Raw genomic sequence first — 13,096 nt, 5'->3', positions numbered from 1 at the left:
CATCTTCCGATGGACCACGTCGACCCCGAGAGCGTCGCCTTCTCTGACGCGTCCCGCGGCCGCGGTTACCACCGAGGCGAAGTTGATGCGTTCGTCGACCGCGTCGAGGCATCGCTGCGAAATCCGACGGCACCGGGTGGGGTCACGCCAGCGGATCTTCGCGGTGTGGCGTTCTCAAAGCCGCCGATTGGACAGCTGGGTTACCACGAAGGCGAGGTCGATGCGTTTCTGGACCGGGTCAAGACGGAACTGAGCGGCCGCGTACCGGGCAAGGGCCCGGAGGAATCGTTCCGTTGTCTGCTCTATCGGTTTGCCAGCTCAGACCAGCAGACACCGGTCCTCGCGATCGACGTGGGCACGGATTCGATCCGGGTGACCGACCTGAACGGCGATGCGCTGATCGCCTCGGCTTTCCTCGCGGAGGTGACCGCAAAACCGGCACAGTACGGCGGGATTGCCGGTTTGGTCCTGGACGGACCCGGTTTGCAAGGTTTGACCATTCAGCCGCACCCGGCACCGGGTGAATGGCGTAAGCCGCCCAAGTCGAGGAAGCCCGCTTACCTTGCCCAAGAGGCGGACTGGCTCTTGCTCGCCGAGAAATTCGGTTTGGCGTCGGATCTGGTCGAAGAATGGGCGCCGCAGACCTTCCTCGAACACGTCGGCCGCTTTTCCGAGGAGATCGGGACGCGCGCCCCCACGACCTGGCGAACGCCTCTGATGCTTGGGGTGATCCTGGTCGTGCCCGGGTGCATTTACTGGATTCCCGTCGTCATCCTGATCGGCGTTCTCGCGCTGATCGTGGCGGCGGTGGCTTGGCGCTTGAAGTGGGAGATTTGACGTGCGGCTCAGGCAATCAGGGCGTTGACTCAGGCAATAAGAGCGTTGACTCAGCCAATCAGGGCATTGACGACGGCCTCCGGCTCGGTGCGGTCGCGGAACAACGTCCACAGCAGGTCCGCCAACTCGTCCGGGTTCAGGATCGACACCGATAGGTTCCCGAACCGATCGGGGTCCTCGACCAGCGCGCTATGGAGGTCGCCCCGGTCGATGAGCCCGCCGATGGTCACCGTGCCTGCGTAGACCCCGATCGGCGCCAATGCGGTATGCAAGGTCAGCGCGTAGTTGCGCAGTACCGCCGACGCCAGCGCCAGGCCGCCCAGCGGGGGCATCGGGACCACGCTGCTCAAACCGCCCGCGAACAACAGCCCGCCGTCGCCCCGTTCCCGCAGTTCGGGTAGGAGCAGCGAGGCGAAGTCCACTGCGGGCACCACGTCGTGCAGCGCGGTCTCGGCACCCGCGGCGTCGAGGTCGAGGATGTCGGCCAATGGAAGGCCTGCGGCAGGTCCGTAGTAACCGACGTCGATGCGGCCGAAGCGGTCACGGACCGCGTCGACCGCCGATCGCAGCGCACCGGGATCGGCGGCGTCGGCGACGAATGCCGCGGCCTCCACGCCCGCGTCGGCCAGCGATTTCAGGTAGTCGGCGTGCCGCGTTGAGCTGCGGGAGACCACTGCGACGGCATAGCCCTCGGAGCCGAACCGGTGAGCGACCGACATGCCGAGGCCGGGGCCGACGCCGATGACGAGGAGGACGGGACGAGGAGAAGTTGAGGTCATACTCAACTTAGTACCAGAACTTGAGGTTGAGCTCAACTTAGGTAGGATCGGGCCATGCCACAGGCCATGCGTGCCGACGCCGCGCGCAACCGCGATCGCCTGGTCGCGGCGGCTGCCGAGCTGTTCGGCGAGCGTGGCGTGGACGTGCCCCTCGACGAGGTCGCGCGCAGCGCCGGCGTCAGCATCGGCACGCTGTACAACCACTTCCCGAATCGCGGAGCGCTTCTCGACGCGGTGTTGCCGGAGCGGTTGGCGGAATTCGACCGGCTTGCGACAACGGCCCTGGCCGACCCCGACGCGTGGCGCGGCTTCACGGGGTTCCTCGACGGCATGTTCGTCATGCAGGCGCGCGACCGTGCATTCAACGACGCGATCTCGCGTAGCCCCGTCGGCGTGGTCGACGTGGCCGCCGAGTGCGGGCGTGCAGGGGGAGTGATGGACGCCGTGACGGAACGCGCCAGGCACGCAGGGGTGCTGCGGCGCGACTTCGGGCCCAACGACCTGGCCACGCTGGTCTGGGCGATGTCGAAGGTGATCTCGATGTCCGACGGCGACGACGCAGTGTGGCGCCGTCACCTCGGGTTCGTGCTGGACGGGCTGCGCACCACCTGACGGCGCGCCGCTTGGCTACTCCGGTTGCTCCGCTTCGTCGTCGTCCCTGCCGGTGACGATCTCCTTGACCTTCTCGACCGAGTGGGTGGCGATGTCGATCGAGCTCTGGACGATGCCGCTTACGCCGCCGCTGACGTCCCCCGTGATGATGTGACCAGCGCTTTCGACGATGTCCGCTGAGCGCTCGACGGCGTTCGTCGCGATGTCCCTTGCCGATTCGACGGCATCCTTCGGGTTGAAGCCCATGAGATTCCCCTTGTGTCGGTCCCTACGGCGACTCTATCCCCCAGAGATCATCCCGCGACCTGGATGTGCTCGCGGTCGCCGGTGATGACGGCCAGGATGGTGCGCCACGAATCGGAGTCTGGACGGTCGATGACGTCGGTGTGCGCCCGCGGTCCTGCCATCGGTCTGCCGTCGTCGTAATGACCGGTGGCCAAACGGATCACACCGGGCATCTCGTCGGGGTCGGCGCCGTGCGGTCCACCGGGCAGGCCTTGGACGAGTTCGATGACGTCGCCGGGCGCCGTCATGGAGAACCGCAGCACGTTCGGGTTGCGGTTGTGCCAATCACCGGGACCGTCGACGCCGACACCTGCGCCCGCGGCAGCGACGTAGAGCGTGCGGTCGGCGGTCATACCAAGCGCCTCGGCCGTGCCGAGGATGGAGCCGCCGTAGGAATGTCCGACGTACGTCACGGCCACCTGACGGCCGGTTGCGTCGACCGTGCGGTCGACGTCGACACTGAACTCCGCCAACCTCGGCGCCATCTCCAGCGCGAAGTGCGGATCGGCGGCCTCGGCGAGTGCGGCAACCACGTTGCCGCCGTGCGGGAACGGACCCCCGAGGTAGGTGATGGCCGCCACCTCGCCGTGGGTCGCCGCGACGAAGCGCCTCGCGGTGTCGGTGTTCGCGGCCGACCCCTCGACGGTGGTGTTCATGCCGGGTACCAGTACTGCGACGCTCCTTGCGGTTTCGAGGTCTCCGTTCAGTTCCACCAGCGTGGACCGGGCCGGATCGAACGCCAGGATCTGCCGATCGACGCGCTGTCCGCTGCCTGCCGGGTCGTCGACCTCGCGCAGCAGATCGAGGTAGAAGCCGATGCGACGCAAGGCGTCTGGACCGGTGCCGGTCTCGTCCCTGACGGCCTGTGCGATGTTCATGCGGTTGGCCGCGAACCGCATGTCCCACGGCACTCCGTTGGTGTTACCGACGATCGATGGCGCCTCCTCGATCAGACGGGTGCGCTGGGATGCCGTCATCGCCGCGATCTGGTCGGCAATCCGGTCACCGTCCATCGTCGGCCAGTCGGCCACCACGTCGGCCTCCATGGAAGCACCAGCGTCGATGTCCCGCGCGGCGTCGGCATCCGCCTCGCCCAACCGGTCCAGCGCCGCGCCGATCTCCTCGGCCAGGGCCGCCACGCCTACCGCCGCATGATCGGCTACGGGCGCTACGGAGCCATCGTCGGCGACGACGAACCCCAGATCGTTGGCGTCTGCCACCCTGGCCAGCAGCTCGGCCCGTGCCGCGGCGATGCGGTCGCAGCCGGCGCGGGCCGCCGCCGCGGCCGTGCCAAGCGTGCCCGCGACCGCGTCGGCCTCTTCGACCAGGCTGCGCATCCGCACCGATGCCGCGTCGGCCGTGCGCCCGCGCCAGTCCGGTGGCGATGAGGCCGTCGAGGCTTTGGCGCGCACCGTGTCTGCCGCGGCGTCCCACCCGGCAGCGAGCTCGCGCAAGGCCTCGGGACGCCACGCCAGCGCCTGTGCGATGGTCGGGCGGGTCACGGCGGGTCGATGCGCCCGGCGTTGCGGTGCTCCGCGCGCTCGAAGGCGTCGGCGGACAGGTGCGCCGCCATCGCCCATCCGCGCATGTTGGCAACGACGTCGTCGAGCCTCGCGGCGATGAGAACCGGTGCCGCGATGCCGCCGACTGCCGACCCACGCAGTTCGTCGGCATCTAGTGCGGGCCAACGCATCTCAGCCGCCGAGTCGGCCGCTGACATGACATGATCGGCGACCCCGCGTAGCTGGGTCAGATCAACCTCGAGAATTTCCCCCATGCCTCACGCTGACAGAGTCGCGGGCAGGCGCGCTGAATTCATCCACAGGCTTCGGGGGTCGCCAGCCGACGAACGCAAGCCACAGACCCATCACCGTCAGCAGCCCGAAGAAGATCCGCGCAGCGATCAGTAGCGCGGAGTTGGTCGTGGTCGCGTCCGCACCGGTCTGGATTGCCGAAGGAAATGCCATCAGCGTCAATCCGCGCAGGGCCACGAACCAACCGAACAACGAGATGAGGACGGCGGCGACACTCGACCAGTACTGGTGGAAGGCGATGACGAGGAGCCCGCAGACCAGCATCACGGCGCCGAGGATCCAGGGCAGCACCGCGTTGGCGAAGAGGTCGTTCACCAGGCCCGTCAGATCAGGCAAGCGGATCGCGACGATCACAGTGGCCAGCGCGACGAAAGGTCCTATCACGCGGGCGAATGCCCGCGTGCGCTGCAACGATTCTGGGGTGGGGTCGGGCATCTCGTCACTCTCCTATTAATAAACCGACGGACGGTCTATTGAATAAGGTAAGCTCGGCGACGAACGGATGTCAACGGCAGGAGGTATGAGACCTTGGCGCGTCAGGTCAAGCCCGATGAGTACGCCGCACGCCGCCGCGAGATTCTCGACGCCGCCATTGAGTTGTTGCGCGACAAGGGCTACGAGCGGATGACGATCGAGGACGTCCTGGTGAAGACGGGCATGTCCAAGGGCGCGCTGTATCACTACTTTCGGTCGAAGTACGCCCTGTTGGAGGGCGTCGTCGCAGCGATGGGCGACGGCGCCCTGCGAGAGCTGCGGGCCGTCGTCGAGGATCCGAAGCTCAGTGCGATCGACAAGCTGCACGCCTACTTCCGGACCGAACACGCGTGGAAGTCCGAGAACGTCACCACGGTGTCGACGGTCATGCGACTGCCCCGCGAGGACGATGCTCTGCTGCGGCAGAAGCTGTCGAAGGAGTCGATGCGGACCACCGCACCCCTGCTGGAAGCGATCATCCGGCAGGGCTGCGACGAGGGCGTCTTCGACACCGGCCATCCGCACGAGGCGTCGCTGATCATCACCGGAATGGGCATTCACCTGGCCGATGCATTCATCGATGCGATCGCGGCCGACGGCAACGTCGGCGCGGACATCAGCGGGCCGCACATCCGACGCGTGCTCGCCGCGTACGTCGACTCCTTCGAACGGATCCTGGGCGCACCGTCGGGCTCGTTGAACGTCAATTGAATTGGGCAGGTCACCGCGCTTGACCCAGAACGCCACCGCCGCCACCGCGGCCACCACGACGAACGCCAGCCCGAGGTCCCGGCGACAAACATTTGCGGAGTGCCTTGCGGGTGTCAATACGTGGGGACGAGGCAACCCGTAAGCTCGTTGACGTGCAGCGACGAATCATGGGCATCGAGACCGAATTCGGTGTGACGTGCACGTTCCATGGCCACCGGCGGTTGAGCCCGGACGAGGTCGCCCGCTACCTGTTCCGTCGGGTGGTGTCGTGGGGCCGCAGCTCCAACGTGTTCCTCCGCAACGGTGCGCGGCTCTACCTGGACGTCGGATCACACCCCGAGTACGCGACGGCCGAGTGCGACAGCCTCGTTCAGTTGGTCACCCACGACCGCGCAGGCGAGCGCGTTCTCGAGGACCTGCTGATCGACGCTGAGCAGAGGCTGGCCGACGAGGGCATCGGCGGCGACATCTACCTGTTCAAGAACAACACCGACTCGGCGGGCAACTCCTACGGCTGCCACGAGAACTACCTCATCGTGCGGGCCGGCGAGTTCTCCCGGATCTCCGACGTGCTGCTGCCGTTCCTGGTCACCCGCCAGTTGATCTGCGGCGCTGGCAAGGTGCTGCAGACGCCCAAGGCCGCGACGTTCTGCCTGAGTCAGCGGGCCGAACACATCTGGGAGGGCGTGTCGTCGGCGACGACGCGATCGCGTCCCATCATCAACACCCGCGACGAACCGCACGCCGACGCCGAGAAGTACCGGCGCCTGCACGTCATCGTCGGTGACTCGAACATGTGCGAGTCCAGCACGATGCTGAAGGTTGGCACCGCCGCACTGGTGCTGGAGATGATCGAAGCGGGTGTCCCGTTCCGCGACTTCTCACTGGACAACCCGATCCGCGCCATCCGCGAGGTCAGCCACGATCTGACCGGCCGCCGTCCCGTGCGGCTGGCTGGCGGGCGGCAGGCCAGCGCCCTCGACATTCAACGCGAGTACTACAGCCGGGCCGTCGAACATCTGCAGACCAGGGAGCCCAACGCGCAGATCGAGCAGGTCGTCGATCTGTGGGGCCGCCAGCTCGACGCCGTGGAGGCCCAGGACTTCGCCAAGGTCGACACCGAGATCGACTGGGTGATCAAGCGCAAGCTGTTCCAGCGCTACCAGGATCGCTACGACATGGAGTTGTCCGACCCCAAGATCGCCCAGCTCGATCTCGCATACCACGACATCAAGCGTGGCCGCGGTGTGTTCGACCTGCTTCAGCGCAAGGGGTTGGCCGCACGCATCACTACCGACGAGGAGATCGAGGCCGCGGTCAACGAGCCGCCGCAGACGACCCGCGCCAAGCTGCGTGGCGAGTTCATCAGTGCTGCGCAGGCGGCGGGCCGTGACTTCACCGTCGATTGGGTGCACCTCAAGCTCAACGACCAGGCTCAGCGAACGGTGTTGTGCAAGGACCCGTTCCGGTCGGTGGACGAAAGGGTCAAGCGGCTCATCGCGAGCATGTGAGCCGTCCGGTCATCCCGAATCGCGGATTACCAGCGTCGGGCTGAGCCGCTCCGATTCGGGACTTCCGCCACCGAGCACGTCGATGAGCAGATCGACGCCGCGCCTGCCCATCTCGTGCATGGGGGAGTGCACCGTGGTCAACGGCGTCGGCAGCTCGGCAGCGAGCGGGGTGTCGTTGTAACCGATCAGGGATATGTCGTCGGGTACCCGCAGGCCCCGGTCGCGGAGCACGCCGAGCGCCCCGATCGCGGCGAAGTCGTTGGTCGCGAAGATCGCATCCGGATACGGCTCGGTGGCCAGAAGCTTCTCGGCGCCTTCACGACCGCCTGCGGCGTCGAACGGGCCCCACGCGATGCGTTCTTCAGGCACGTGAAACCCCGCCTCGGCGAATGCGTCGACCGCGCCCTTGGTGCGCTCGATGGCGGTCGACGCGAAGGGCAGGCCGGCGAGTATGGCGAGGTCGCGCCTGCCCGTATCGAGCAGGCGGCGCCCGACGAGCTGCCCACCGAGTAAGTCGTCGCAGGTGACCGATACGTAGTTGGCGCTGCGGCGCGAAACCAGCACGAACGGAACGCCGCGGGCTGAGATGTCCGCGAGCAGTGGGTCGTCGTGGTGGGCATCGCCGAAGATGATCCCCTCGACGCGACGCTGCAGCATCATCTCCGTGCGGAGCGCCTTGTTGGCGGGGTCGTCGAGCGAGTTCGTGACGAACGTCGAGTACCCGTTCTCGGTCGCCGCCTCCTCGATCCCCTCGTAGATGGTCGCGAGCACGAAGTCCTGCAGTCGCGGCACCAGCACGCCGACCAGCCCGGACCTGGCAGTGCGCAGGCTGGCGGCGTGCGGATTGGGGCGATACGCCCTCGATGCCGCGTACTCCCTGATCCGCGCGACCGTCTGCGCCGACGCCCATCGCAGGGCCTCGGCGTCCCCGGCGTTCAACACGCGCGACACCGTCGACACGCTGACCCCGACTCCGTCGGCGATCATCCGCAACGTCACGGGGGCCAGGCGGCCCTCGGCTGCTGCGCCCGTGTCCGTCATCGCCCCTCCTCGAACTTCGGCGGGTCTGCTCTGACGCTCCCGTAGCGAAACCCTATCGGCGCGCGTCTGCCGAAACATCAACGTTCCGCAGATTTTACCCAATCGTTTGACCCAAAGGTTTGCGTCAAACGATTGGGAGATGTCTACTGACGTGAGAGCTGCACCACGTTCGCGGCCACTGCGAATCGAAATGACCCCTGCAGAACGGTTGAGCTGATGCCTCGCGTCGTTGTCCTCGCCACCGGCGGCACGATCTCGTCGCGGCGCACCAACGGTTCGGTCACGGCCGTCGATGACGCCGCCACCCTCGTGGCCGGCGTCGAGGTGCGCGACGACATTGCCGTCGAGCACCACGACGTGCTGCGGATCGGCTCCTATCGGATGTCGTTCGCCGATCAACGGACGCTCGCCGACGAGGTGACCCGCCAGCTGGATCGTGGTGACGTCGACGGCGTGGTGATCACCCACGGCACCGACACCATGGAAGAGACGGCGATCCTGCTCGACCTCATCCACGAGGATGCCAAACCCGTCGTGCTCACCGGCGCGCAGCGTGCAGCCGACATCGCCGACACCGACGGCCCGCGCAACCTGCGCGACGCGATCACGGTCGCCGCCGACCCAGCCGCCCGCGGGCACGGCACGATGGTGGTGTTCGGTGGTGCGATTCTCGCGGCTCGCGGGGTACGCAAGTCGCACACCGTCGAGCTCGCGGCGTTCACCAACCCGGCGGGCACCATCGGCGACGTCTTCACGGGATCGGCGCGCCTGCACGGTCTCCCAGTCCGGCCTACGGCGCTGGCTCTTCCCGATGCCCGATTCGACGCGGTCCGGATCGACGTCGTCGCCGCGTATCCCGGTGGCGACGACGCGCTGCTGCGGGCCGCCGTCGCGGCCGGGGCCCGTGGAATCGTGCTTGCCGCAATGGGAATCGGCAACGCATCGCCGGGAGTCGCCGAAGGCATCGCCGAAATCACCAGTGCCGGGGTGGTGGTCGCGCTGTCGACCCGCGTCGCGGCCGGACCGATTCTGCCGGTCTACGGCGACGGCGGCGGCGCCGATCTGGTGGCGGCGGGCGCGGTTCCGGTCACCCTGCCCGCATCGCAAGCCCGTATCGCGTTGGCGCTGCTGCTGTCATCGGACCGGCCGCCGGGCGACGTCGCCGCCGCCCTCGACGTGTACGCGTAACCCGCAATATCCGCTGTTCGGAACGAATCTCGAGAGGAATGATCCACGTGACCAAGGCAAACGGCAAGGAAATCTTCGTGGCCTTCGGCGTCGACGTCGACGCGGTTGGCGGCTGGCTGGGCTCCTACGGGGGCGAGGACTCGCCGGGTGACATCAGCCGCGGAGTGTTCGCAGGTGAGGTCGGAGTGCCACGGATCAACCGGCTCTTCGACCGCTATGGGCTGACCACCACGTGGTTCTGGCCTGGGCACTCCGTCGAGACGTTCCCCGAGCAGTTCGAACAGGTGGTCGCCGCGGGACACGAGATCGGTGTGCACGGCTACAGCCACGAGAATCCGATCGCGATGAGCCGCGAGCAGGAATCCGAGATCCTGGACCACTGCATCGATCTCATCTCGACGAAGACGGGTCGGCGGCCCACCGGATATGTCGCGCCGTGGTGGGAGTTCAGCAGGGTCACCAACGAGCTGCTGATCGAGCGGGGGATCAAGTACGACCACTCGCTGATGCACCGCGACTTCGAGCCCTACTACGTCCGGGTCGGCGACTCTTGGACACCGATCAACTACGACCAGCCGGCGGCCACCTGGATGAAGCCGCTGATCCGAGGCCAGGAAACCGATCTGGTGGAGATCCCGGCGAGCTGGTACCTCGACGACCTGCCGCCGATGATGTTCATCAAGACCAGCCCGAACAGCCACGGCTTCGTCAACCCGAGGCACATCGAGGAGATGTGGCGCGATCAGTTCGACTGGGTCTACCGCGAAAGCGATTACGCGGTATTCACGTTCACGATCCACCCGGACGTGTCGGGACGGCCACAGGTGCTGCTGATGCTCGAGCGTCTCATCGAGCACATCAACAAGCACGAGGGCGTCACCTGGACCACCTTCGACGCAATCGCCGACGACTTCCTGGCGCGCCGGCCGCGCACCCCGAAGGCGTAGGGGACTCGGTCATGACCACCTCACCAGATCCGCTCTCCGACACCGACGATTCCCCGTCGCTACGCTCGCCCCGAGAGACCCCGTCGCTCCGGCGAGTGAGCGTCCGCGAAACCCGGCGCGCCACCAGCATTGCGTTCTTCGCGTGGACCATCGCCGTGTACGACTTCATCCTCTTCGGCACCCTGCTGCCGCGGATCGGCGAAGCGTTCCACTGGAGCACCAGCCATGCCCTGCTCGTCTCCACGTTGGTCAGCGTCGGCACCGCGATCGTGGTGCTCGGCGTCGGTCCCATGGTCGACCGGCTGGGCCGCCGCAAGGGGATGATCATCTCGGTGGCGGGCACCGCGGCGTCATCGGCGGCCACTGCGGCAACGACCGGGGCGGCCTCCCTCATCGGGGTCCGCTCGATCAGCGGTCTCGGCCTTGCCGAGCAGTCCGTCAACGCCACCTATCTCAACGAGCTGTATGCCGTCACCGAGGACGAAAAGATCCGCCGCAACCGCGGTTTCGTGTACTCGATGGTGCAGACCGGCTGGCCGATCGGCGCGCTGCTTGCCGCCGCGTTCGTCGCCGTCGTCACCGCGATCTTCGGTGCCGACTCGTGGCGGCTGGCGTTCCTGCTGGCCACCATTCCTGCCGTGCTCGTTGCGCTGCTGTGCCGAACCCTGCGGGAGAGTCCGCAATTCGAGCTGCAGCAACGGGTCCGGGCGCTTCGCAAGAGCGGTGACGTCGCCGGTGCCGCCAGCCTGGCTGCCGCATACGACGTCGACAACCACACCGCGGCACCGTTCAAGCGGATCTTCCACGGCGTGCACCTGCGCAACACGATCGTGCTTTCGGTGGCGTGGTTGTTCAATTGGTTTGCGATCCAGACATTTTCGGTGCTCGGTACCACCGTGCTGGAGACCGGCAAGGGTATCGACGCGTCCAACACCCTGTTGATGGTGGTGGTGTCCAACCTGGTGGGTGCGATGGGATATCTGGCCCACGGCTGGGCCGGTGATCGGTTCGGCAGACGTAACACCATCGCGGTCGGCTGGCTGGCCTCCGGGGTGTTCTTCGCCGCGATGCTGCTCGGCCCCGCCAACCCGGCCTACGTCATCGTCACCTACATGATGGGCCTGTTCTTCCTGCTCGGTCCGTACGCCGCGATCATGTTCTTCCAGGCCGAGTGCTTCAGCGTCGACTGCCGGGCCACCGGCAGCTCGTTCATCGGCGCGATGAGCCAACCGGGTGCCATCATCGCCGGTTTCATCCTCACCGGGCTGACTGCGGCGTCGGTGGGTTACTCGACTGCCGCATTGCTGGTCGGGGCGGTCGGTGCCGTCGTCTCGGCCGTCGTGGTGATGTTCGCGCACACCGTGAGCTCCGAAGTTGCCCCGGCATGACCCCCGTCGCGATCGTCACCGGCGCGGCGTCCGGCATCGGCGCCGCCACGGCGGTTGCGTTGGCGCGCGCCGGCTACCGCGTCGGCATCGGCAGCTACTCCGGTGATCCGCACGACCCCGGCAAAACCCTTGCCGCCGTTGAAGAGAGCGGCGGTGAGGCGGTGGTGATCGAGGTGGACGTGCGCGACACCGCTTCGGTGGCGGCGTTCGTCGACGCGGCGGTGACGCGCTGGGGCCGGCTGGACACCGCGATCGCCAACGCGGGCATCCTGCGCGCGGCACCGTTCGCGGCGATGACCGACGAGCAGTGGGACGACGTACTGCAGGTCGATTTGCACGGGGTGATGCGCACCGCACGCGCGGCGGTGCCGCACCTCGGTTCAGGCGGCTCGATCGTCGCGGTGTCCTCGATCGCAGGCGGTGTGTACGGGTGGGGTGAGCACGCGCACTACGCCACCGCGAAGGCCGGCGTGATCGGCCTGGTGCGCAGTCTGGCCGTCGAGTTCGGGCCCTGCGGCATCCGCGCGAACGCGATCATCCCCGGCCTCATCGAGACCCCGCAGTCGCTGGATGAGGTGAACTCACTGGGCCCGGATGGTCTGCGGGCCGCCGGTGACTACATTCCGGCGGGACGAGTCGGGCGTCCGGAGGAAATCGCCTCGGTGGCAGCGTTTTTGGCCAGTGACGGCGCGTCCTACGTCAATGGCCAGGCGATCATCGTCGATGGCGCGTTGACCGTTGCGATGCGGGACTGACCGATGAGCATCCCGCAGAGCACCCTGCTCGCAGGCCGCACCGCGCTGGTCACCGGCGCGGCCAGCGGTATCGGCCGGACGATCGCCGTGCACTTCCTGGCCGCAGGTGCCCGGGTGGTTTTGGCCGACCGGGCCGAATCGGTCGTCGGCGCCGCAGCCGACATCGGTGCCGCGGCGGGACTGTTGTTCGACGCCACCGACGAGCAGCAGGTGGCCGACACCGTCGCCGAGGCCGCCGCGGTACTTGGTCGCATCGACGTCCTCGTCACCTCGCACGGCATCCTCACCCAATCGCGGCTGGTACAGATGCCGCTGGCGCAGTGGCGGGAGACGCTCGACGTCGACCTGGCCAGCGTGTTCCTGCTGAACCGCGCGGTGCTGCCGGGAATGCTGGCGGCAGGCGATGGGCGCATCATCAACGTCGCATCACAGCTCGGAATCAAGGGAGGGGCGTCACTGGCGCACTACGCAGCAGCCAAGGCCGGTGTCATCGCGATGTCCAAGTCGCTTGCGCTCGAGGTTTCTTCGCAGGGAGTGCTGGTCAACGCGATCGCCCCCGGGCCCATCGAAACGCCGCTGCTTGACGGGATCGAGGAGGACTGGAAGGTCGCGAAGCGCGCCGAGCTCCCGCTGGGGAGGTTCGGTACCGCCGACGAAGTCGCACCCACCGCCGTCCTGCTGGCATCCAAGCCAGGCGGCAACCTGTTCGTCGGGCAGGTCCTCGGGCCCAACTCCGGTGACGTGATGCCCTGAT

Annotated in this window: 15 protein-coding genes; 9 read left to right on the top strand and 6 right to left on the bottom strand. The window is 67.3% G+C overall.

From position 1 onward, the window contains the following. The first annotated feature begins 9 nt into the window (after positions 1-9). Positions 10-837 (top strand): DivIVA domain-containing protein, encoded by an 828-nt coding sequence (locus HNP02_RS43550; RefSeq protein WP_184436328.1) that lies wholly within the window; start codon positions 10-12, stop codon positions 835-837. Positions 838-887: 50 nt separating this feature from the next. On the opposite strand, the gene HNP02_RS06715 is transcribed toward HNP02_RS43550, so the two are convergent. Further along, a complete protein-coding gene (locus HNP02_RS06715; protein WP_184436326.1) occupies positions 888-1,616 on the bottom strand; it encodes an SDR family NAD(P)-dependent oxidoreductase in 729 nt (242 codons plus the stop codon). 54 nt (positions 1,617-1,670) lie between these two features. Between HNP02_RS06715 and HNP02_RS06710 the strand changes: the two genes are divergently transcribed. Continuing rightward, the gene (locus HNP02_RS06710) at positions 1,671-2,228 is read left to right on the top strand and encodes a TetR/AcrR family transcriptional regulator (protein ID WP_184436324.1); all 558 of its coding nucleotides are present in this window, start codon (positions 1,671-1,673) and stop codon (positions 2,226-2,228) included. A gap of 15 nt (positions 2,229-2,243) precedes the next feature. Here the strand turns inward: HNP02_RS06710 and HNP02_RS06705 are convergent, their stop codons facing one another. Genes HNP02_RS06705 through HNP02_RS06690 form a run of 4 tightly spaced genes read right to left on the bottom strand, consistent with a single transcriptional unit; the run spans position 2,244 to position 4,762 of the window. Then, positions 2,244-2,474 (bottom strand): hypothetical protein, encoded by a 231-nt coding sequence (locus HNP02_RS06705; RefSeq protein ID WP_184436322.1) that lies wholly within the window; start codon positions 2,472-2,474, stop codon positions 2,244-2,246. A 47-nt stretch (positions 2,475-2,521) separates the two neighbouring features. Beyond that, a complete protein-coding gene (locus HNP02_RS06700) occupies positions 2,522-4,015 on the bottom strand; it encodes an alpha/beta hydrolase (RefSeq protein WP_184436320.1) in 1,494 nt (497 codons plus the stop codon). After that, positions 4,012-4,233: a hypothetical protein gene (locus tag HNP02_RS06695; RefSeq protein ID WP_184436318.1), complete on the bottom strand. Its 222-nt coding sequence runs from the start codon at positions 4,231-4,233 to the stop codon at positions 4,012-4,014. The genes HNP02_RS06700 and HNP02_RS06695 overlap by 4 nt, the downstream gene beginning before the upstream one ends. Before the next feature lie 34 nt (positions 4,234-4,267). Then, the gene (locus HNP02_RS06690; protein ID WP_255506239.1) at positions 4,268-4,762 is read right to left on the bottom strand and encodes a hypothetical protein; all 495 of its coding nucleotides are present in this window, start codon (positions 4,760-4,762) and stop codon (positions 4,268-4,270) included. A gap of 93 nt (positions 4,763-4,855) precedes the next feature. Here HNP02_RS06690 and HNP02_RS06685 point away from each other — a divergent pair, with 93 nt between their 5' ends. Both HNP02_RS06685 and pafA read left to right on the top strand, forming a co-directional pair. Continuing rightward, positions 4,856-5,512 carry a TetR/AcrR family transcriptional regulator gene (locus HNP02_RS06685; RefSeq protein WP_184436316.1) on the top strand — a complete coding sequence of 219 codons (657 nt, stop codon included), beginning with the start codon at positions 4,856-4,858 and terminating at the stop codon, positions 5,510-5,512. A 152-nt stretch (positions 5,513-5,664) separates the two neighbouring features. Beyond that, positions 5,665-7,023: a Pup--protein ligase gene (gene pafA, locus HNP02_RS06680; RefSeq protein ID WP_184436314.1), complete on the top strand. Its 1,359-nt coding sequence runs from the start codon at positions 5,665-5,667 to the stop codon at positions 7,021-7,023. 9 nt (positions 7,024-7,032) lie between these two features. Here pafA and HNP02_RS06675 read toward each other — a convergent pair whose 3' ends face one another. Further along, complete coding sequence (locus HNP02_RS06675; RefSeq protein WP_255506238.1) at positions 7,033-8,064, bottom strand: LacI family DNA-binding transcriptional regulator; 1,032 nt, start codon at positions 8,062-8,064, stop codon at positions 7,033-7,035. 216 nt (positions 8,065-8,280) lie between these two features. On the opposite strand from HNP02_RS06675, the gene HNP02_RS06670 reads away from it, so the two are divergent. From HNP02_RS06670 to HNP02_RS06650, 5 genes are read left to right on the top strand one after another with little or no spacing between them, the layout of a single operon-like run. Beyond that, positions 8,281-9,252, top strand: a complete 972-nt coding sequence (locus HNP02_RS06670) for an asparaginase (protein WP_184436313.1) — start codon at positions 8,281-8,283, stop codon at positions 9,250-9,252. Between the two features lie 47 nt (positions 9,253-9,299). Further along, positions 9,300-10,199 carry a polysaccharide deacetylase gene (locus tag HNP02_RS06665; protein ID WP_309241438.1) on the top strand — a complete coding sequence of 300 codons (900 nt, stop codon included), beginning with the start codon at positions 9,300-9,302 and terminating at the stop codon, positions 10,197-10,199. An 11-nt stretch (positions 10,200-10,210) separates the two neighbouring features. After that, the gene (locus tag HNP02_RS06660) at positions 10,211-11,587 is read left to right on the top strand and encodes an MFS transporter (RefSeq protein ID WP_184436309.1); all 1,377 of its coding nucleotides are present in this window, start codon (positions 10,211-10,213) and stop codon (positions 11,585-11,587) included. Next, positions 11,584-12,342: an SDR family NAD(P)-dependent oxidoreductase gene (locus HNP02_RS06655; protein ID WP_184436307.1), complete on the top strand. Its 759-nt coding sequence runs from the start codon at positions 11,584-11,586 to the stop codon at positions 12,340-12,342. Before HNP02_RS06660 ends, HNP02_RS06655 begins: the two co-directional genes overlap by 4 nt. A 3-nt stretch (positions 12,343-12,345) precedes the next feature. Then, the gene (locus HNP02_RS06650) at positions 12,346-13,095 is read left to right on the top strand and encodes an SDR family NAD(P)-dependent oxidoreductase (protein WP_184436305.1); all 750 of its coding nucleotides are present in this window, start codon (positions 12,346-12,348) and stop codon (positions 13,093-13,095) included. The last annotated feature ends 1 nt before the right edge of the window (position 13,096 follow it).

The organism is Mycobacterium sp. AZCC_0083 (assembly GCF_014202335.1).
Taxonomy (GTDB): domain Bacteria; phylum Actinomycetota; class Actinomycetes; order Mycobacteriales; family Mycobacteriaceae; genus Mycobacterium.
The sequence above is the reverse complement of the archived record's forward strand: the minus strand, read 5'-3'. Positions and strand labels throughout refer to the sequence as shown.

What these genes read in the sequence shown, in the direction of transcription:
- HNP02_RS43550 (WP_184436328.1), top strand. Translation starts at nt 10, where the DNA reads ATGGACCACGTCGACCCCGAGAGCGTCGCCTTCTCTGACGCGTCCCGC.
- HNP02_RS06715 (WP_184436326.1), bottom strand. Translation starts at nt 1,616, where the DNA reads ATGACCTCAACTTCTCCTCGTCCCGTCCTCCTCGTCATCGGCGTCGGC.
- HNP02_RS06710 (WP_184436324.1), top strand. Translation starts at nt 1,671, where the DNA reads ATGCCACAGGCCATGCGTGCCGACGCCGCGCGCAACCGCGATCGCCTG.
- HNP02_RS06705 (WP_184436322.1), bottom strand. Translation starts at nt 2,474, where the DNA reads ATGGGCTTCAACCCGAAGGATGCCGTCGAATCGGCAAGGGACATCGCG.
- HNP02_RS06695 (WP_184436318.1), bottom strand. Translation starts at nt 4,233, where the DNA reads ATGTCAGCGGCCGACTCGGCGGCTGAGATGCGTTGGCCCGCACTAGAT.
- HNP02_RS06690 (WP_255506239.1), bottom strand. Translation starts at nt 4,762, where the DNA reads ATGCCCGACCCCACCCCAGAATCGTTGCAGCGCACGCGGGCATTCGCC.
- HNP02_RS06675 (WP_255506238.1), bottom strand. Translation starts at nt 8,064, where the DNA reads ATGACGGACACGGGCGCAGCAGCCGAGGGCCGCCTGGCCCCCGTGACG.
- HNP02_RS06670 (WP_184436313.1), top strand. Translation starts at nt 8,281, where the DNA reads ATGCCTCGCGTCGTTGTCCTCGCCACCGGCGGCACGATCTCGTCGCGG.
- HNP02_RS06660 (WP_184436309.1), top strand. Translation starts at nt 10,211, where the DNA reads ATGACCACCTCACCAGATCCGCTCTCCGACACCGACGATTCCCCGTCG.
- HNP02_RS06655 (WP_184436307.1), top strand. Translation starts at nt 11,584, where the DNA reads ATGACCCCCGTCGCGATCGTCACCGGCGCGGCGTCCGGCATCGGCGCC.
- HNP02_RS06650 (WP_184436305.1), top strand. Translation starts at nt 12,346, where the DNA reads ATGAGCATCCCGCAGAGCACCCTGCTCGCAGGCCGCACCGCGCTGGTC.